This window comes from Palleronia rufa (assembly GCF_000743715.1).
GTDB classification, from domain to species: Bacteria; Pseudomonadota; Alphaproteobacteria; order Rhodobacterales; family Rhodobacteraceae; genus Palleronia; species Palleronia rufa.
This window is the reverse complement of record NZ_JQEY01000013.1, coordinates 18,552-36,714: the sequence shown is the minus strand read 5'-3', so window position 1 is coordinate 36,714 and position 18,163 is coordinate 18,552. Positions and strand designations below refer to the sequence as shown.

The 18,163-nt window shown below is 69.2% G+C and carries 25 protein-coding genes; 21 read left to right on the top strand and 4 right to left on the bottom strand.

Annotated features, from left to right (window positions below; genetic code table 11):
• The first annotated feature begins 93 nt into the window (after positions 1–93).
• The gene (locus tag KW83_RS14820; protein ID WP_036180606.1) at positions 94–444 is read left to right on the top strand and encodes an ArsR/SmtB family transcription factor; all 351 of its coding nucleotides are present in this window, start codon (positions 94–96) and stop codon (positions 442–444) included.
• A gap of 121 nt (positions 445–565) precedes the next feature.
• On the opposite strand, the gene KW83_RS14815 is transcribed toward KW83_RS14820, so the two are convergent.
• Both KW83_RS14815 and KW83_RS14810 read right to left on the bottom strand, forming a co-directional pair.
• Positions 566–856 carry a hypothetical protein gene (locus KW83_RS14815; protein WP_036180460.1) on the bottom strand — a complete coding sequence of 97 codons (291 nt, stop codon included), beginning with the start codon at positions 854–856 and terminating at the stop codon, positions 566–568.
• Between the two features lie 167 nt (positions 857–1,023).
• Positions 1,024–1,899, bottom strand: coding sequence for a LysR family transcriptional regulator (locus KW83_RS14810; RefSeq protein ID WP_036180603.1), 876 nt, complete (start codon positions 1,897–1,899; stop codon positions 1,024–1,026).
• A 219-nt stretch (positions 1,900–2,118) separates the two neighbouring features.
• Between KW83_RS14810 and KW83_RS14805 the strand changes: the two genes are divergently transcribed.
• The 12 genes from KW83_RS14805 to rpmE all read left to right on the top strand — a co-directional run bounded on the left by KW83_RS14805 (position 2,119) and on the right by rpmE (position 9,191).
• Positions 2,119–2,625: a hypothetical protein gene (locus tag KW83_RS14805; protein WP_036180458.1), complete on the top strand. Its 507-nt coding sequence runs from the start codon at positions 2,119–2,121 to the stop codon at positions 2,623–2,625.
• On the top strand, positions 2,618–2,953 hold the full coding sequence (locus tag KW83_RS14800; protein ID WP_036180456.1) for a DoxX family protein: 336 nt from the start codon (positions 2,618–2,620) through the stop codon (positions 2,951–2,953). The genes KW83_RS14805 and KW83_RS14800 overlap by 8 nt, the downstream gene beginning before the upstream one ends.
• A 163-nt stretch (positions 2,954–3,116) precedes the next feature.
• Positions 3,117–4,616 carry a signal recognition particle protein gene (gene ffh, locus KW83_RS14795; protein WP_036180455.1) on the top strand — a complete coding sequence of 500 codons (1,500 nt, stop codon included), beginning with the start codon at positions 3,117–3,119 and terminating at the stop codon, positions 4,614–4,616.
• A 145-nt stretch (positions 4,617–4,761) separates the two neighbouring features.
• Positions 4,762–5,352 (top strand): GNAT family N-acetyltransferase, encoded by a 591-nt coding sequence (locus KW83_RS14790; RefSeq protein WP_051928547.1) that lies wholly within the window; start codon positions 4,762–4,764, stop codon positions 5,350–5,352.
• Positions 5,349–5,627: a chorismate mutase gene (locus KW83_RS14785; protein ID WP_036180453.1), complete on the top strand. Its 279-nt coding sequence runs from the start codon at positions 5,349–5,351 to the stop codon at positions 5,625–5,627. Before KW83_RS14790 ends, KW83_RS14785 begins: the two co-directional genes overlap by 4 nt.
• 1 nt (position 5,628) lies before the next feature.
• Positions 5,629–6,027 (top strand): 30S ribosomal protein S16, encoded by a 399-nt coding sequence (gene rpsP, locus KW83_RS14780; RefSeq protein WP_036180451.1) that lies wholly within the window; start codon positions 5,629–5,631, stop codon positions 6,025–6,027.
• Between the two features lie 14 nt (positions 6,028–6,041).
• Entirely contained in the window at positions 6,042–6,671 is a 630-nt protein-coding gene (bluB, locus tag KW83_RS14775; protein ID WP_036180598.1) for a 5,6-dimethylbenzimidazole synthase, read from the top strand.
• Position 6,672: 1 nt separating this feature from the next.
• Entirely contained in the window at positions 6,673–7,083 is a 411-nt protein-coding gene (locus tag KW83_RS14770; RefSeq protein ID WP_051928546.1) for an EVE domain-containing protein, read from the top strand.
• 85 nt (positions 7,084–7,168) lie between these two features.
• Positions 7,169–7,690, top strand: coding sequence for a ribosome maturation factor RimM (gene rimM, locus KW83_RS14765; RefSeq protein ID WP_036180448.1), 522 nt, complete (start codon positions 7,169–7,171; stop codon positions 7,688–7,690).
• Positions 7,683–8,516 (top strand): tRNA (guanosine(37)-N1)-methyltransferase TrmD, encoded by an 834-nt coding sequence (gene trmD, locus KW83_RS14760; protein WP_081904633.1) that lies wholly within the window; start codon positions 7,683–7,685, stop codon positions 8,514–8,516. The genes rimM and trmD overlap by 8 nt, the downstream gene beginning before the upstream one ends.
• A gap of 52 nt (positions 8,517–8,568) precedes the next feature.
• Positions 8,569–8,958: a 50S ribosomal protein L19 gene (rplS, locus tag KW83_RS14755; protein WP_036180445.1), complete on the top strand. Its 390-nt coding sequence runs from the start codon at positions 8,569–8,571 to the stop codon at positions 8,956–8,958.
• Between the two features lie 11 nt (positions 8,959–8,969).
• Positions 8,970–9,191 carry a 50S ribosomal protein L31 gene (gene rpmE, locus KW83_RS14750; protein WP_036180442.1) on the top strand — a complete coding sequence of 74 codons (222 nt, stop codon included), beginning with the start codon at positions 8,970–8,972 and terminating at the stop codon, positions 9,189–9,191.
• A gap of 250 nt (positions 9,192–9,441) precedes the next feature.
• Here the strand turns inward: rpmE and KW83_RS14745 are convergent, their stop codons facing one another.
• Positions 9,442–9,627 carry a hypothetical protein gene (locus KW83_RS14745; protein ID WP_036180439.1) on the bottom strand — a complete coding sequence of 62 codons (186 nt, stop codon included), beginning with the start codon at positions 9,625–9,627 and terminating at the stop codon, positions 9,442–9,444.
• Positions 9,628–9,699: 72 nt separating this feature from the next.
• A complete protein-coding gene (locus KW83_RS14740) occupies positions 9,700–10,134 on the bottom strand; it encodes a DUF302 domain-containing protein (protein WP_036180437.1) in 435 nt (144 codons plus the stop codon).
• Between the two features lie 87 nt (positions 10,135–10,221).
• Here KW83_RS14740 and hisF point away from each other — a divergent pair, with 87 nt between their 5' ends.
• The 8 genes from hisF to KW83_RS14700 all read left to right on the top strand — a co-directional run bounded on the left by hisF (position 10,222) and on the right by KW83_RS14700 (position 18,111).
• Positions 10,222–10,983 carry an imidazole glycerol phosphate synthase subunit HisF gene (gene hisF, locus KW83_RS14735; RefSeq protein ID WP_036180436.1) on the top strand — a complete coding sequence of 254 codons (762 nt, stop codon included), beginning with the start codon at positions 10,222–10,224 and terminating at the stop codon, positions 10,981–10,983.
• A complete protein-coding gene (locus KW83_RS14730) occupies positions 10,980–11,291 on the top strand; it encodes a phosphoribosyl-ATP diphosphatase (protein WP_036180434.1) in 312 nt (103 codons plus the stop codon). The genes hisF and KW83_RS14730 overlap by 4 nt, the downstream gene beginning before the upstream one ends.
• Before the next feature lie 329 nt (positions 11,292–11,620).
• Positions 11,621–12,658 carry a rod shape-determining protein gene (locus KW83_RS14725; RefSeq protein WP_036180431.1) on the top strand — a complete coding sequence of 346 codons (1,038 nt, stop codon included), beginning with the start codon at positions 11,621–11,623 and terminating at the stop codon, positions 12,656–12,658.
• 25 nt (positions 12,659–12,683) lie between these two features.
• A complete protein-coding gene (gene mreC / locus KW83_RS14720) occupies positions 12,684–13,589 on the top strand; it encodes a rod shape-determining protein MreC (protein WP_036180429.1) in 906 nt (301 codons plus the stop codon).
• A complete protein-coding gene (gene mreD, locus KW83_RS14715; RefSeq protein ID WP_036180427.1) occupies positions 13,582–14,118 on the top strand; it encodes a rod shape-determining protein MreD in 537 nt (178 codons plus the stop codon). The genes mreC and mreD overlap by 8 nt, the downstream gene beginning before the upstream one ends.
• Positions 14,115–16,040 carry a penicillin-binding protein 2 gene (mrdA, locus tag KW83_RS14710; protein WP_036180424.1) on the top strand — a complete coding sequence of 642 codons (1,926 nt, stop codon included), beginning with the start codon at positions 14,115–14,117 and terminating at the stop codon, positions 16,038–16,040. The genes mreD and mrdA overlap by 4 nt, the downstream gene beginning before the upstream one ends.
• The gene (rodA, locus tag KW83_RS14705; protein WP_036180421.1) at positions 16,037–17,182 is read left to right on the top strand and encodes a rod shape-determining protein RodA; all 1,146 of its coding nucleotides are present in this window, start codon (positions 16,037–16,039) and stop codon (positions 17,180–17,182) included. The genes mrdA and rodA overlap by 4 nt, the downstream gene beginning before the upstream one ends.
• On the top strand, positions 17,179–18,111 hold the full coding sequence (locus tag KW83_RS14700; RefSeq protein WP_036180419.1) for a 2-hydroxyacid dehydrogenase: 933 nt from the start codon (positions 17,179–17,181) through the stop codon (positions 18,109–18,111). Before rodA ends, KW83_RS14700 begins: the two co-directional genes overlap by 4 nt.
• The last annotated feature ends 52 nt before the right edge of the window (positions 18,112–18,163 follow it).

Sequence of the window (18,163 nt, the reverse complement as noted above, 5' to 3'; positions counted from 1 at the left end):
CCGGATCGCGCGGTGGGGGCCCGCGCGCCGGCCACATTCAACGGAACGGTTGAACGACTTGACCGGGGCGGGATTTCGGCGCACCCCGCGGCCATGACGCCGCGCCCCCCGCCCGATCCGCTCGACACCGTGTTCCAGGCGCTGGCCGACCCGACGCGCCGCGCGATCCTGCGCCTGCTGCTAGAGGACGACATGGCCGTGACCGACGTGGCCCAGCCTTTCGACATCTCTCTGGCGGCGATCTCGAAGCATCTGGGCGTGCTGACCCGGGCCGGGCTGATCCAGCAGGAGCGGCGCGGACGGGTGGTCTGGTGCAAGCTGCAGCCCGACGCCCTGCGCGGCGCGTCGGTCTGGATGCAGGGCTTCGGCCAGTTCGACCCCGTGGAGCTGGATGCCTATGAGAGGTTCCTGGTGGCCCAGCGACTCCTGCCCGGGGCCGACTGACGGCCCCTGCCGGCCGGGCCGGGGGCGGAACGGCAAAAGGGCCCCCGAAGAGGCCCGTGCCGGTCCCGCGGGACCTATCGCGTCCGGGACCGGGCGAGCCGCCTGATCCCGGTGCGATGCGTTACTCGGTGGTCGTGGTAGAGGACGAGTCGTCGTCGTCATCGTCCAGGGCGGCGGCCAGCAGCGCCAGGGCGGCGACGCCACCGACGACGGCAGCGGCAGTGCCCGCGGTGCCCAGACCGGACAGACCGGAACCGCCCGCGGCTTCGGGGGCGAACACGACCGTCGCGCACTGCGGCGCGTCGGGGGTCACGTCGCAATCCACGGCCGGCGCGATGCCGCCGGCAGAGGCGACCTGGGCGGACAGGATGGCGGCCGAAGAGGCAGCGGCAAGGACAGCACGGTAGGACATGGGACTTCTCCAATCAGGTTAGCGGCTTTAATTCCGTCTACGGGCAGCGCGGTCCAAGCGCAATCCCGCAGTGACGCAAAGCTGCGGAAATCCGCCGTCACGTCAAGGATGTTGTGATTTTGCATCAACGGGACGAAACCGTGGAATAACAGCCCATTCGCCGGGCGTCAGGGCCAGGATTTCGCCTCTTCCTTGAGGAACCCCAACAGCGCCTGCACCTTCGCGCTGCGGTGCAGATCGACATGGGTGACCAGCCACAGGCGCGGCGCCCAGGCCTCTCGCGGGGGCATCACCGCCTCGACCCCGTCCATCTGCGCGGCGCTGGCCAGCGAGACGAATCCCAGCCCGGCGCCGGCGCGGACCGCATCCGCCAGGACGCGGCTTTCCCGCGCGCGGAAACAGACCCGTTCGGGCGGGATCGACCGGGCCAGCCACTGGTAGAACGGTGCGCGGTTCTCCGGCGTTTCGGGGCCGATGAAGTCATGGGCGGCCAGATCGGCATCCGTCCGGGGCCGTCCGCGCCGGTCCAGATACGCCGTGGCGGCAAACAGCCCGACCTGCAGCGCGCCGAGCGGCTGGACGACGTTGTCGGGCTCCTGCGGCGCGGCGCCGGCGCGGACCGCCAGATGCGCCTCACCGTATTCCAGGCGGAACACCCGTGCCCCGGTGATCGCGCGCACCAGAAGGTCCGGGTGGCGGGCGCGGAACCGCACCAGCGCCGGGGTCATCATCGGCGAAAGCTCGTCCAGGTAGGTGACGACCAGCGGCCCCGACATGCCCTCGCCCTGGCCCCTGAGCCGCCCGGCCAATTGCGCGAACTGGTCGTCGGTGGCCCGGGCGACCTGCAGCAGGTCCTGGCCCGCCTCCGTCGCCGTGTAGCCGCGCGCGTGGCGCTGGAAGAGCTTCACGCCCAGCTGCGTCTCCAGCGCGTCGATATGGCGGATCACCGTGGCGTGATGGACGCCCAGCACCTCGGCCGCGCCGCTCACCGTGCCCACCCGCGCCACCTGATAGGCGGTGCGCACCTCGTCCCATGTCTCGATGCTCATGACTGTGCACCTCCGAACAATCTTCCCGCTTCTACGCGTGCCGTGTTCACACTTCCAGCCTCAAGGCCACGGACCGCGATGGAAAGGGCCCCGGGCCCCGGGCGCCGGGCAATCGCGCCCCGGCATACCCCCCCGCGCCGATCCGGCCGGCGGCCGGTCCGGAACCTCTGCGCCCCGTGGCGCATTGCCCCGGCAAATGACATGGAGAGTCCGATGACCCCCACCGCGCGCAACGCTGCCATCGCCGCCGCCGCCACGCTCATCCCGGCGGCCATCGCCGCCGCCATCTATCCCGACCGCGCGCGCGCCCTGCCCGGACGCATCGCCGACACCGCCAGGGACGTGCTGGACGGCGACGATACCGACACGCAGATCCGCCGCACCCTTGCCCGGCTCCAGGCCCTGACCGACAATCTGGATCTGCACACCCGGCAGAGCACGCCGGGGATCTCTCCCGGCGCGCTGATCGCCGCCGGTGTCGCCGCCGCCCTGGTCATCCCCGCCGCCCTGACGGCGATCTTCGCCCCCGGCCGGATCCGCGCCGCCCGCGACCGCGCGGCGGGCACGTTCCGCGACGATGCGGATCCCGATCTGGACGACGAGGTGGACGAGGAACTCTCCCGCGTCTCGGAGCGGCTGGAGACCCTCACCGCCGATCTCGACCGCCAGCGCGACGACGCCTTCGACAGCGTGACCGCCGCCGCGCAGACGGATGACTAACGTTCTCCGCCTCGGCCTGCGCACGGTCCTCAGCCTGGCCTTCGTGTGGTTCGGGCTGGAGAAACTGCTGGGCCTGCCCGGCGCCGTTGCCCTTTACGACGCGCTCGGCTTCGGGCAGTGGCCGCGCTACGTCACCGGCACGGTCGAGACGCTGGCCGCGGTCCTTCTGTGGACCGCCGCCGCGCCGCTGGCCGCGCTGGCGCTCATCGCCACCATGGCCGTGGGCTTCACCGCCAAGGCGGTGCTGGTCGGCCCGCCCGTGATCCATATCGCGGCACTCGGACTGGGCGCGCTGGTCCTGCTGATCCTGGACCGCCGCGTGGCTTGACAGCGCCGCCCCGGCCGCCTAGCTAACCGCGCAATTCCGGGAGTCCCAGGCTTCCGGTCCCGGATCGTCCGGGATCGCCCCCCGTCAGCGAGCGTTCGCCCACGGGGGCGTTCGTTCTGTGCCGCCCACCCTGCGGGGTGCCACCAGTCGCGGGGGTCCGCCCATGTTCGAGAATCTGTCAGAACGCCTGTCCGGCGTCTTCGACCGCCTCACCAAGCAGGGCGCGCTGTCGGACGAGGACGTGAAGACCGCGCTGCGCGAGGTCCGCGTGGCGCTGCTGGAGGCGGACGTTTCCCTTACCGTGGCGCGCGATTTCGTCAAGGCGGTGCAGGAAAAGGCCACCGGACAGGCCGTCACCCGGTCCGTCACCCCCGGCCAGCAGGTCGTCAAGATCGTCCATGACGAGCTTGTCCATGTCCTTTCCGGCGATGCCGAGGACGGCGCCGCGCTGCGCGTCGACAGCCCGCCGGCGCCGATCCTGATGGTCGGCCTGCAAGGCTCGGGCAAGACCACGACCACCGCCAAGCTGGCGAAACGGCTCAAGGACCGCGACGGCAAGCGCGTGCTGATGGCGTCGCTCGACACCAGCCGCCCTGCCGCCATGGAGCAGCTGCAGATCCTGGGCACCCAGATCGGCGTCGACACCCTGCCCATCTTCAAGGGCGAAACCCCGGTCCAGATCGCCAGGCGCGCGCGCACCCAGGCGTCCATGGGCGGCTATGACGTCTATCTGCTCGACACCGCCGGGCGGCTGCACATCGACGCGGACCTCATCGCCCAGGCGGCCGAGGTGCGCGACGTGGCCAACCCGCGTGAGACGCTGCTGGTGGTGGACGGGCTGACCGGACAGGACGCGGTGAACGTCGCCACCGAATTCGACGACAAGATCGGCGTGACCGGCGTGGTGCTGACCCGGATGGACGGCGACGGGCGCGGCGGCGCGGCGCTGTCCATGCGCGCCGTCACCGGCAAGCCGATCAAGTTCGTCGGCCTGGGCGAGAAGATGGACGCGCTCGAAACCTTCGAGGCCAGCCGCATCGCCGGCCGGATCCTCGGGATGGGCGATATCGTGGCGCTGGTCGAGAAGGCGCAAGCCACCATCGAGGCCGAGCAGGCCGAGCGCATGATGAAGCGCTTCCAGAAGGGCCAGTTCAACATGAACGACCTTCGGATGCAGCTTGAGCAGATGCTCAAGATGGGCGGCATGGAGGGCGTGATGGGGATGATGCCCGGCATGGGCAAGATGGCCAAGCAGGTCTCGGACGCAGGCTTCGACGACCGCATCCTCAAGCGGCAGATCGCGCTGATCCAGTCGATGACCAAGAAGGAGCGCGCCAACCCGCAACTGCTGCAGGCCAGCCGCAAGAAACGCATCGCCAAAGGGTCCGGCCTGGAAGTGTCCGAGCTCAACAAGCTTCTCAAGATGCACCGCCAAATGTCCGACATGATGAAGAAAATGGGCAAGGGCGGGATGCTCAAGAAGGCCATGGGCGCGATGTTCGGCAAAGGCGGCCCGTCAGAAGCGGACATGGCCGCGGCACAGGCCCAGATGGGCAAGATGGGCGGCGGCATGGGCGGGATGCCCGGCCTGGGCGGGCAGAACCCGTTCGGCGGCGGCGCGTCCCTGCCGCCGGGCCTGTCGGGTTTCGGCAAGAAGAAATGACCCGCCGCCGCACCCATTGCCGTCGCGGCGCCGTCCGCGTTGCGCGGCCGCCTCTCGCCACCCCGCCGGGCGACCGGCGCGGCCCGGCGGCGGCGGCGGCCGCGCGGACGGCCGCGCCTTGTCCCGCGCTCCCCGGGAGGGCCGCATGACCGGATTTCCCCGCATCGCCCGCCCCGCTCCCGCCCCCACGATCGAGACGGACCGCCTGCGCCTCAGGCCCATGCGGCTGGCCGACTGGCCGCCCTACCGCGACGCCATGACCGGGCCCCACGCGCGCCACATGGGCGGGCCCTACCCGCTGGCCATCGCCTGGGGCTTCTTCTGCTCCGACGTCTGCGGCTGGGATCTGACCGGCGCCGGTGCCCTGACGGTCGAGACCCGCGCCGGCGGGATCGTCGGGCAGGTCGGCCTCAACGACCTGCCGTCCTTTCCGGAGCTGGAGCTCGGCTGGATGACCTATCCCGGCCATGAGGGCCGCCGCTACGCCGCAGAGGCGGCCGCCGCCCTGCTCGACTGGACCCTGGACACGGTGCGGCCCGAAACGCTGGTCAGCTACGTCGGCGCCGACAATCCGGCCTCTGCCGCGGTGGCCCGCCGGCTGGGCGGGCAACCGGACCCGGAGGCGCCGCGCCCCGAGGCGGCGGACCTCGTGTTCCGTCACCGGGGCGCGGAGACCTCTTACGGAACTCTTACGGAACTCCGACGGAACGCTCATCCCGGAAACCCGCCCCGATGAGCGATCTGTCCGCCCTGCGCGACCGCATCGACCAGCTCGACGCGATCCTCGTCCACACCCTGGCCGAACGGTTCCGCCAGACGGCCCGGGTCGGCGCGCTCAAGGCCGCCGAAGGTCTGCCCCCGCGCGACGCCGACCGCGAAAGCGCCCAGCGCGCCCGCATCGACTCCCTGGCAAAGGACGCGGGTCTCGACCCCGAATTCGCCCGGAAGATCCACGGCCTGATCGTCGATCAGGTCAAAGAAAACCATCGTAAAATCTCAGGAGATCAATAACATGGCCATGAAAATCCGTCTGTCCCGCGGCGGCTCCAAGAAGCGTCCGCACTATTCCATCGTCGCCGCCGACAGCCGCTACGCCCGCGACGGCCGCTTTGCCGAGAAGCTCGGCACCTACAATCCGCTTCTGCCCAAGGACAGCGAGGACCGGGTGAAGATGGACGTGGAGCGCGTGCAGTACTGGCTGGGCCACGGCGCCCAGCCCACCGACCGGGTGTCCCGCTTCCTCGAAGCCGCCGGGGTCATCGAGAAAAAGGAGCGCGCCAACATGCAAAAGGCCAAGCCCGGCAAGAAGGCCGAAGAGCGCGCGAAGGAACGCGCCGACAAGGCCGCCGCCGCGTCCGCAGCCGCCAATGCGCCGGCCGCCGAGACTCCGGCGGAAGAAACCGCGGAATAACAGTGACCTGCGGGGTGCGGACCTTTTCCGACGCCTTCCGGTCCGACTTCGCGGCGCTGCTGCACTGGCGCCGCGACGTCCGCGCCTTTCGCACCGATCCGGTGGACGAGGCACTCCTGTCGGAGTGCCTCGACGCCTTTCTGACGGCCCCCTCCGTGGGCCTTTCCGAGCCCTGGCGCGTGGTTCGCGTGACCTCCGGATCCGCCCGCGCGGCGGCCCTGGCGAACTTCCGCGCCGCCAATGCCGAGGCTCTGGAAAGCTATGAGGAAGAGCGCGCAACCGCCTACGCCCGCTTGAAATTATCTGGAATGGAGCGGGCGCCCGTGCACCTCGTCGTCTGCTGCGACGACAGCACCGCGAAGGGCAGCGGGCTCGGCGCGCGCACCATGCCGGAGATGCGCCGCTACTCCGTTGTCGCGGCGATCACCCAGTTCTGGCTGGCGGCCCGGACGCATGGGCTGGGCGTCGGCTGGGTGTCGATCCTCGACCCCGAACGCCTGCTGCGCGACCTTGCCCTGCCCGATGCCTGGCGTCTTGTCGGCTATCTCTGCGTCGGCTGGCCAGAGGCGGAGGACGATACCCCCGAACTGGCCCGTGCCGGGTGGGATGCGCCCCGCGGCCATCTGCCCCTCTGGGAGCGGTAGCATGGCGTCCTTTCTCGCCGTGGCTCACCGAAAACAGGTGCTGGAGGCGCGGCACGCGGGTGCCGTCGCCTCTGGCCATGGCCGCGAGTCGGCGGTGCGCGTACCCGGGGACCGGGTAATCTACGACCCGTCGCGTTCGGAGATGGACGGAGGCCCCGTCCAGGCTTTCGCCGGACACGCCACCGTCACCGCCGCCGCGCCCTATCAGAAGGGCCGGCGCCCGGATTTCACCGCCTTGGTGCGCGGTGCTGCCTTCGACGCGGTGACCGAAACCCCGGTCCGCCCGTTCCAGGAGGCGCTGGACTTCGTGACCGACCCGGCGGACCGGGGCCGTCGGTTCCGGTCCGGAAAGTTCCCTATCGGCGCCGCGGACAACGGGCGCATCGCACGCGCGCTCCCGGGGGGCGCATGAGCCTCGCCCGCTATGCCCCACCCCGCGGATCGGGCGGGCACGGACTCCCCGTGCTGCGTGCCGTCACCCACCGAAGGGGCCGCCCATGACCGATCTCATCTGCATCGGCGCCGTCGCCGGCGCCTACGGGACCCGCGGAGAGGTGCGCCTCAAGAGCTTCTGCGCGGAGCCCTCCGACATCGCCGCATACGGCCCGCTCCTGACCGAGGACGGCGCCCGCAGCTTCGATCTTTCGCTTGGTGTGCAGGTCAAGAACGGCTTTGCGGCGCGGCTTTCGGGTATCCGCACCAGGGCGGAGGCCGAGGCGCTCAGGGGCCTGCGACTGCATGTGCCGCGGGACCGGCTGCCCGAGCCGGAGGAGGACGAGTTCTACCACGTGGACCTCATCGGTCTTACCGTCGTGGACACCGGTGGCAGCCCTATCGGCACCGTCAGTGCGGTGGTCGAGCAAGGCGGCGGCGAGCTGCTGGAGATCGCGCTGCCCGGCCGGGCAGAGGCAGCCCTCGTGCCGTTCACCCGCGCGATGGTGCCGACCGTGGACCTGGCGTCCGGCCGGATCGTCGCCGATCCGCCGGACGGTCTGCTGCCGGACACGGACGATGGCTGATCCGCCCGCCCGGTCCCACGGACGCCTGTCGATCGCCCCCTCCGCCCGCCCGCGCGACCTGCTGGAGGAGCGCCCCACCGTCGCCGGCGCATGGGAAGCCCGCGTCGTCACCCTGTTCCCGCAGGCCTTTCCCGGCACGCTCGGCCTCAGCCTGACCGGCAAGGCGCTGCAAGAGGGGCTCTGGCGCCTCACCCCCATCGACCTGCGCAGCTTCGGAGAGGGGCGCCACCGCACGGTGGACGACACCCCCGCGGGCGGCGGCGCCGGCATGGTTCTGCGTGCCGACGTCGTGGACCGCGCCCTTCGCCATGCTGCCCGCGCCACGCCGCAGGTCCGCGCCGACTGGCCGGTGATCTACCTCAGCCCGCGCGGGACGCCTTTCGACCAGGCGGCAGCGGAGCGGCTGTCGCGGGCGCGCGGCCTTACGTTGCTCTGCGGCCGGTTCGAGGGGGTGGACCAGCGCGTGCTCGACGCCCATGACGTCGAGGAGATCAGCCTGGGGGACTATGTTCTGACCGGCGGAGAGATCGCCGCGCAAGCCTTGATTGACGCGACCGTCCGACTTATACCGCGCGTGCTCGGGAATCAGGCCAGCACGCAGGAGGAGTCGTTCTCCGGACACCTGCTGGAGCATCCCCAGTACACGAAACCTGCCCGTTGGTCCGGCCGCGACATACCCGAGGTTCTTCTTTCGGGACATCACGGCAGGATAGAGGACTGGCGGCGGGACCGGGCCGAAAGGCTGACGAAAGAGCGGCGACCTGATCTCTGGCGGGCATATCGCGCATCGCGTGGCATGGACCCGGACGAAGACCGAGAGCTCTGAGGTTCCACGACATCTCTGCGGGAAAACCGCGGGCAGAACAGGAGTGACAGGCATGGACCTGATCGCACAGATCGAAGCCGAGCAGATCGAAGAGCTCAACCGGGACATCCCCGATTTCAGGGCGGGCGACACCATCCGCGTCGGCTACAAGGTGACAGAGGGCACCCGCACCCGCGTGCAGAACTACGAAGGCGTGTGCATCAGCCGCAAGAACGGCAAGGGCATCGCCGGATCGTTCACGGTGCGCAAGATCAGCTTCGGTGAGGGGGTCGAGCGGGTGTTCCCGCTGTTTTCGACCAATATCGATTCGATCACCGTCGTGCGCCGCGGCAAGGTCCGCCGCTCGAAGCTCTACTATCTTCGCGCCCGCCGCGGGAAATCCGCCCGCATCGCCGAAAAGACCAATTATCGCGCGCCTTCGGGCAGCGGCGCACAGGCCTGAGGAGAGAGCCGATGAAAAAGGACATTCATCCCGATTACCACGTTGTCGACGTCAAGCTGGTCAACGGCGATGTGGTGCAGATGCGCTCGACCTGGGGTAAGGACGGCGATCAGATGTCGCTCGACATCGATCCTTCGGTTCACCCCGCCTGGACGGGCGGCTCGACCCGCCTCATGGACACCGGCGGGCGCGTGTCGAAGTTCAAGAACAAGTACAAGGGCCTGGGGTTCTAGACCGCCGGACGGATTTCAGGACACGGGCGGCGGGACCTCTCGCCGCCCGGACTCTTTGCGCGGGCAGTCCGGCAGCGTTGAGGCGCGCATCGTTGCCAGCGTGAAACCCCGACCCGGCCGGGGATCACCCCGGCGCGCGTCACCGGGCACATCTGGGTGGTGACGGGGTTCGGGCGGCGATAGACGTTGTCGCCGGCACGCGACGTCGGACGGGCTATCGGCGCATCCACGCGGTGCGGGAACGGCGCATTCAAAGCACGTCAAACGGCACCGCGTAGTGGGGCAGCCGCGACTTGGCGGCAGGCAGGTCTCGGGGGTGCGGCTGGGGCATGTCGCACCAAGCGGGTTCCGCACACCGGCGGTAGTCGGAATAATCCACGCCCCCGGCGGTCTCGGGGGCGTGGATATACATCTGAAGCTTCCGGAACTTGAACATCTGTCCTCCGGATGCACCAACCGCCCGGACCGGCCGACCGCAGGTCCCCGGACCCCGGGCGGGCAAGCGATCCTAGCCGCCCGCGGCCGCCTTGGCGAAGGTCTCCAACGCGCTTTCCATCTTGTCCAGCACCTCCAGGTCGTCATCCACGTCGAGATCGTCGATCGTCTCTTCGACCTCTTCATAGGCGACCCAGGTCTGTTCGCCATCGCTATAGACCAGCATCTTCAGCGGCAGGACCAGACCGGCAAGCATGTCCTCCTGCATCACCGGCGTGCCGAGGTCCGGGTTGCCGAAGATCAGAAGCCGGGAGGCTCCAAGCTCCATCCCGGCATCGACCGCGCCCTGACCGTGGTCGATGGTGGCGAAGATGGTCGCCCCGGTGCCCTCGACGGCGGTTTCGAGACGGGCGAAGGCGTCGTCCACCGAACCCTCGGCCTCCATCCTCTCGAAATCGGCGAGCGCGGGCGTGGCGACGAGACAGGCGGCGAGTGCGACGTATTTCATGAGCGGTCCTCCCTTTCCCTACCCAAGCGCCAGAGCCCGGCGGCGGTTCCCCTTCCCCTTGCGCATGGCGCGCGATAGAGCGGGGCCATGCTGAAGACCCGCATCATCCCCTGCCTCGACGTGGCCGACGGGCGCGTGGTCAAGGGCGTGAACTTCGTGGACCTGCGCGACGCGGGCGATCCGGTGGAGGCCGCGCGCGCCTATGACGCGGCCGGCGCGGATGAGCTGTGCTTTCTGGACATCCACGCGACCCATGAGAACCGCGGCACCATGTTCGATCTGGCCACCCGCACGGCCGAGCAGTGTTTCATGCCGCTGACCATCGGCGGCGGGGTGCGCAGCGCCGACGACGTGCGCGCGCTGCTTCTGGCGGGCGCCGACAAGGTGTCGTTCAATTCCGCCGCCGTGGCCGACCCGGATGTGGTGGCGCGCGCCGCCGACCGGTTCGGGTCGCAATGCATCGTGGTCGCCATCGACGCCAAGACCGTCGCCCCCGGCCGGTGGGAGGTCTTCACCCATGGCGGCCGCAAGCCCACCGGCATCGACGCGGTCGCCTTCGCCCGGACCGTGGTGGCCAAGGGCGCGGGGGAAATCCTGCTGACATCCATGGACCGCGACGGGACGCGGGCGGGGTTCAACCTGCCGCTGACCCGCGCCATCTCGGACGCGGTACCGGTGCCGGTGATCGCGTCCGGCGGGGTCGGCACGCTCGACCATCTGGTCGAGGGCGTGACCAAGGGCGGCGCAAGTGCGGTCCTGGCCGCGTCGATCTTCCACTTCGGCGACTTCACGATCCAGGAGGCCAAGGCCCACATGGCCGCGGCCGGCATCCCGGTGAGACCCGCATGAACGACACGCTGACCCGCCTTGCCGCCACCATAGACGCCCGCAGAAACGCCTCTCCGGACGATAGCTGGACCGCGAAGCTGCTGGCGAAAGGCCCGGAGAAAGCCGCCGAGAAATTCGGCGAAGAGGCCGTCGAGGCGGTGATAGAGGCCGTGCGGGGCGACCGTGCGCGCCTGACCGCCGAGGCGGCCGATGTGCTCTATCATCTGCTGGTGATGTGCGCCGCACGCGACGTGACCCTGGCCGACATCTGCACAGAGCTGGACCGCCGCGCGCGTGAATCGGGCCTGGAGGAAAAGGCCCGTCGCTAGGGTGACGCAGTCCGCGTTGTGGGACCTGCATGAACAAGGGGCCGCGCAACCGGGCGGCGCGATCCCGATATCAGAGCGGTCCAGGACAGACCCGGACCGACGCGAACCGGATCTGCCGACGGAACCGGACCGGCGGCGACCGGCCGCGCCCCGGCGGGAGCGGGCGCAACCCATAGCCATGTCCGCGCCGGAAAAGGCGGGCCCCGACGCACGGGACGCTCAGCCGAAATTCGCTGTCCGCGCCCCCTTTTCCCCGGGCGAGCGGCTGCTATAAGGCGCGGACCCGCGGCACGGGGTGTCGCGCGAACAGATTCTCGGGGATCCCTTACATGAGCAGCTTCACCGGCATCTTTTCGTCGGATATGGCCATCGACCTCGGCACGGCCAACACGCTCGTCTACATCAAGGGCCGCGGCATCGTGCTGAATGAGCCCTCCGTCGTCGCCTATCACATCAAGGACGGGCGCAAGCAGGTGCTGGCCGTGGGCGAGGACGCCAAGCTGATGCTGGGCCGCACGCCCGGCTCGATCCAGGCGATCCGGCCCATGCGGGAGGGGGTGATCGCCGATTTCGACGTGGCCGAAGAGATGATCAAGCACTTCATCCGCAAGGTGCACAGGCGCACGACCTTCTCCAAGCCCAAGATCATCGTCTGTGTCCCGCACGGCGCCACCCCGGTGGAAAAGCGCGCGATCCGCCAGTCTGTGATCAGCGCCGGGGCACGCAGGGCGGGGCTGATCGCGGAACCCATCGCGGCGGCCATCGGGGCGGGAATGCCGATCACCGATCCGACCGGCTCGATGGTGGTGGATATCGGCGGCGGCACGACGGAGGTCGCCGTGCTGTCCCTGGGCGACATCGTCTATGCGCGCTCCGTGCGGGTCGGCGGCGACAGGATGGACGAAGCCATCATCTCCTATCTGCGCCGCCAGCAGAACCTGCTGATCGGCGAGGCGACCGCCGAGCGGATCAAGACCACCATCGGTACCGCGCGGATGCCGGACGACGGACGCGGCGCGGCCATGTCGATCCGCGGCCGCGACCTGGTCAATGGCGTCCCGAAGGAGATCGAGATCAACCAGGCCCAGATCGCCGAGGCCCTGTCCGAGCCGGTGCAGGCAATCTGCGAGGCGGTGATGACCGCGCTGGAAACCACGCCCCCCGACCTGGCCGCCGACATTGTCGACCGCGGTGTGATGCTGACGGGCGGCGGCGCGTTGCTCGGAGAACTCGATCTTGCCCTTCGTGAGCAGACGGGGCTTGCGGTCTCTATCGCCGACGAGTCACTGAATTGTGTGGCGCTGGGAACGGGCAAGGCGCTGGAATACGAAAAACAGCTTCGGCATGTGATAGATTACGACAGCTGACCCCTCCCGGCCTCCGGGGATGTCCATGGCGCGAAACAGACAGACGAGCGAGGAATACACCCGGCCCGCCAGGCGGATCGTGGTGGGCTGCATCCTGGTCGGGCTGGTCGCGATCCTGCTGTTCTGGCGGATCGACAGCCCCCGGGCAGAGCGGTTCCGCGCCCAGATCGTCGACCGGGTGGTGCCCCCCATGGACTGGGCGCTGCTGCCGGTGACCAAGGTCGTCGGCATGGTCGAGGACTTCCAGAGCTACAGCCGCATCTACGAGCAGAACCAGGAGCTGCGCCGTGAGCTTCAGCAAATGAAGGCCTGGAAAGAGGCGGCCCTGCAACTGGAACAGGAAAACGCCAAGCTGCTGGACCTGAACAAGGTCCGGCTGGATCCCAAGCTGACCTTCATCACCGGGGTGGTGCTTGCCGACGCGGGCGGCCCGTTCCGCAAATCGGTGCTTCTCAACATCGGTGGGCGCGACGGCATCCGCGACGGCTGGGCGACAACGGACGGGCTGGGCCTTGTCGGACGGATTTCCGGCGTCGGCGACACGTCGAGCCGGGTGATCCTGCTGACCGACAGCAACAGTCGTGTCCCCGTCACCATCCAGCCCTCAGGCCAGCGCGCGATCCTGGCCGGCGACAACGCCAAGCTGCCCCCCCTGGACTTCCTGGAAACGCGCGAGCAGGTGCGCCCCGGCGATCGGGTGGTCAGTTCCGGCGATGGCGGCATGTTGCCCGCGGGCCTTCTGGTCGGCCAGGTGGTGCTGGGCGCGGACCGGCGGATGCGGGTCCGTCTGGCCGCGGATTACGAACGGCTGGAATTTCTCCGGGTGCTGCGCTCTGCCCCGCAGGCCGCGATCGACGATCCCGGCGGGCTGGTCCCACCGATGCGGGAGCCGCAGACCGTCGCCCTTCCGGAGACGCCCGCCGATGGTTGATCCGCTGACCCTGCGCCGCTGGAGCTTTCGCGCGCTCTTCGCGGCCCTCGCGCTCCTGGTGATCTTCGTGCGGATCCTGCCCTATCACGTGGGCGAGGATAACTGGCCCGCCCCGGATCTTCTGGTGCTGCTGACCTTCGCCTGGGTGCTCCGCCGCCCCGATTACGCGCCGGTCTGGCTGATCGCGCTGACAGGTCTCTTCGCGGATGTGGTGTTCGTCCAGCCGCTGGGGCTCTGGACCCTGCTGACGGTGCTTGGCGCGGACTTCTTGCGGCGCCGCCATCACGCCACGGCCGGGCAGCCCTTTCCGATCGAATGGCTGACGGTGTCCCTTGTTCTTCTGGCCATGCACCTGGGCCAGACGTTGATCCTGGGGATCTTGCTGGTACCGCAACCGCCCGTGGGGGCGACCGGGTTGCGGCTGCTCATCAGTGTTCTGGCCTATCCGCTGGTCGTGGCCGCCACCGCCTTCGGCCTGGGTATCCGACCGGCCAGCCCGGCAGAACGCGACGGGGAGATGCGCGCATGAAGCGTGACCAGAAGGATACCGAGGCATCGCTGGCCCTGATCGGCCGCCGCTCACTGGTGCTGGGCGGCGCGCAGCTGGGGGTTGCCGGCCTGCTCGGCTGGCGGATGCGCCAGATGCAGGTCGAGCAGGCCGAGGAGTTCCGCTTTCTGGCCGAGGAAAACCGCATCAACATGCGCCTCATCGCCCCGGCGCGGGGCCTTGTCTTCGACCGCAACGGCGTGCCTCTGGCCGAGAACGCGCAGAACTACCGCATCGTCATCGTGCGCGAGGACGCGGGCGATGTTGAGGACGCGCTCGACCGGCTCCGCCGGATCATCTTCATCGACGACACGGAGCTGGAGCGTGCGCTGAAAGAGATCGGCCGCCGCTCTCCCTTCGTTCCCGTCACCGTCACCGAAAACCGCAGCTGGGAGGACATCGCCGCCGTGTCGGTGAATGCGCCCGCCCTGCCCGGCATCACGCCGGATGTGGGCCTGACCCGTAACTATCCTCTGGACCAGGATTTCGCCCATGTGATCGGCTATGTCGGACCGGTCTCCGACTACGACCTGTCCCGGCTCGACGACGACGATCCGCTGCTGCAGATCCCGAAGTTCCAGATCGGCAAGACCGGGGTCGAGCAGAAATACGAACGCGACCTGCGCGGCAAGGCGGGGGCCCGCCGGATCGAAGTCAACGCCGCCGGTCGGGTCATGCGCGAGCTGGGCCGCGACGACGGCATTCCCGGCGCGGATCTGCAGCTGACCGTGGAAAGCCGCCTGCAGAACTTCACCGAGGCGCGGCTGGCGCTGGGGCTGTCTGCCGCCGCAGTGGTCATGGACGTGCGCAACGGGGACCTTCTGGCCGTGGGCAACGCACCGTCCTTCGATCCCAACAAATTCGTGCGCGGGATTTCCGTCTCCGATTACGGTGAGCTGACCAACAACATCTACCGGCCCCTGGCCAACAAGGCCGTGCAGGGCGCGTATCCGCCGGGCTCCACCTTCAAGATGCTGGTGGCCCTGGCGGCACTCGACGCGGGGCTGCTGTCGTCGGCCGAAACCGTCTACTGCCGCGGATATGTGACGCTGGGCAACCGCCGGTTCCGCTGCTGGAAACGCGGCGGCCACGGCAACGTGAATCTGGAAAAAAGCCTCCAGCAAAGCTGCGACGTGTACTACTATGAGCTGGCGCAGCGCGTCGGCATCGACCGGATCGCCGCGATGGCCCGCAAGTTCGGCATCGGGCAACAGTTCGACCTGCCGATGTCCGCGGTCACCGCCGGTGTCATGCCGGACAAGGGCTGGATCGCCGAAAGATACGGCAAGGAATGGCGCGTGGGCGACAGCCTGAACGCGGCGATCGGCCAGGGCTATGTGCTGGCGTCGCCGTTGCAGTTGGCGGTGATGGCCGCGCGGCTGGCGAGCGGCACGTCGATCCAGCCGCGCCTGGTCCGCTCCGTGGACGGGGTGGAGACGCCGGTCGTCGGCGCGGAGCCCCTGGACCTGAACGAGAACCACCTGCGGCTGGTCCGCAACGGCATGGATGCCGTCGTCAACTCCAATCGGGGCACGGCCTACAGATCGCGCGTCGATCTGGACGGTCGGACCATGGCGGGCAAGACCGGCACAAGCCAGGTCCGCTCGGTCGTGGTGTCGAACCAGGACGTACCATGGGAAGAGCGCGACCATGCGCTTTTCGTGGCCTTCGCGCCCTACGCGGCCCCGCGCTACGCGGTCAGCGTGATCGTCGAGCACGGCGGCGGTGGATCGACCGCCGCGGCCCCGGTGGCGCGCGACATCCTGCTTTTCGCGCTCAATGGATCGCTGCCGCCGCTGGACAGCTATCCGTCCGACCAGCGCGGCGAGATCGAGGACCTCTTCGCGTCTCTTGACCTGCGCCGGGATTTCCGCCCCTCGCGTTCGGGACGGAGCCGCGCATGAGCTATCTCGAACACAACGTCAAGCGGGTGCCGACGGGTCTGGTCAAGATCCTCTATCTCAACTGGCCGCTGTTTCTGCTGATCTGCGCCGTGGCCGCGGTGGGCTTCGGGATGCTGTTTTCCGTCGCCGGCGGCTCCCTGCAACCCTGGGCAGAGCCGCAGATGAAGCGCTTCGCGCTCGGTGCGGTGCTGATGTTCGCCACCGCCATGGTCCCGATCTGGTTCTGGCGCAACATGGCGGGCGTCATCTACGGCATCGCCCTGGCCCTCCTGGTCGCGGTAGAGGTCGCAGGCTCCATGGGGATGGGGGCCCAGCGATGGATCGACCTGGGGTTCATCCGCCTCCAGCCGTCGGAACTGATGAAGATCGCGCTGGTGATGATGCTTGCGGCCTATTACGACTGGCTCGACATCGGCAAGGTCTCCCGCCCCTTCTGGGTGCTGCTGCCGCTGATCCTGATCGCGGTGCCGACCTTTCTGGTCCTCAAGCAGCCCGACCTTGGAACCGCGATCCTGCTGATCGCCGGGGGCGGCATCGTGATGTTTCTGGCCGGCGTCTCCTGGTGGTACTTCATCGTCGTCCTGGGCGCGGGTGTCGGCGCGGTGTCGGCGGTGCTGTCGTCCCGCGGGACGGATTGGCAGCTTCTCAAGGACTACCAGTACCGGCGGATCGACACCTTCCTGGACCCCGCCAGCGATCCGCTGGGTGCGGGTTACCACATCACCCAGTCCAAGATCGCCCTGGGATCGGGCGGCTGGACGGGGCGCGGGTTCATGCAAGGCACCCAGTCGCGGCTGAACTTCCTGCCCGAAAAGCAGACCGACTTCATCTTCACAACCCTGGCAGAGGAATTCGGCTTCGTCGGGGGGGTGTCGCTTCTGGCGCTTTACGTTGGCATCGTGGCGTTCTGCGTGTTTTCGGCGATCACCAACCGGGACCGGTTCGGATCGCTGCTGACGCTGGGCGTCGGGGCCACGTTCTTTCTGTTCTTCTCCGTGAACATGGCGATGGTCATGGGCCTTGCCCCGGTCGTCGGCGTGCCCCTGCCGCTGGTCAGCTACGGCGGATCGGCCATGCTGGTGCTGATGATCGCCTTCGGCCTTGCGCAATCGGCCCATGTCCACAGGCCGCGCGGTCGATGACGAAAGTCCTGTTCGCCGCGGGCGACGCGCGCTGGGAGGATTGGCAGGCCCCTCTGGAGGCTGCCTTCCGCGACGCCGGGATCGATGCGGATCTGGCCCAGTGGCATCCACCCGCAGAGGTCGATTTCGTCATCTGCGCCCCGGCGGGGCCACACCAGGATTTCTCGCCCTACACCGGCGCCCGCGCGGTGCTGAGCATCTGGGCGGGGGTCGAGGGGATCGTGGACAACGACACCCTGACCCAGCCGCTGACGCGGATGGTAGACCCCGGACTGACGGCGGGCATGATCGAATACGTCACGGGACACGTTCTGCGCCATCATCTGGGGATCGACCGGACCCTGCGCGCCTCCCGCGACGGCGCGTGGCGGCCGGAGGTGCCGCCGCTCGCCTCCGACCGCGGGGTGACGGTTCTGGGACTGGGCGCGCTGGGACTGGCGGTGGCGCAGGCGCTCGCCGGCCTGGGGTTCCGCGTCACCGGCTGGTCGCGGAGCGCCAGGGACGCGCCCGCGATCCGCTGCCTGTCCGGCGCCGAGGGCCTGCGCGACGCCCTGCGCGCGGCTGAGATCCTGGTCCTGCTCCTGCCGTTGACCGACGCGACCGAAGGGCTGATCGACAGCGCGGCCCTGGGCCATCTGCCGGCCGGCGCCTTCATCGTGAACCCCGGCCGCGGCGCGCTGATCGAGGATCGCGACCTTCTGGCCGCGCTCGAAACCGGTCATGTCGCCCACGCCACGCTCGACACCTTCCGCCAGGAGCCGCTGCCGCCCGAGCATCCGTTCTGGGCCCATCCCGGGGTTACGGTGACCCCACACGTCGCCTCCGCGACGCGGCCCGCCTCCGCCGCGCGGGTGATCGCGGAGAACGTCCGCCGGGGTCTGGCGGGCGAGCCGCTCTTGCACCTGGTGGACCGCGAACGGGGCTATTGAGCGTCCGTCCGGCCTGCGCCGCGACGGGCCCGCGACGGCCGCGCCAGGATCG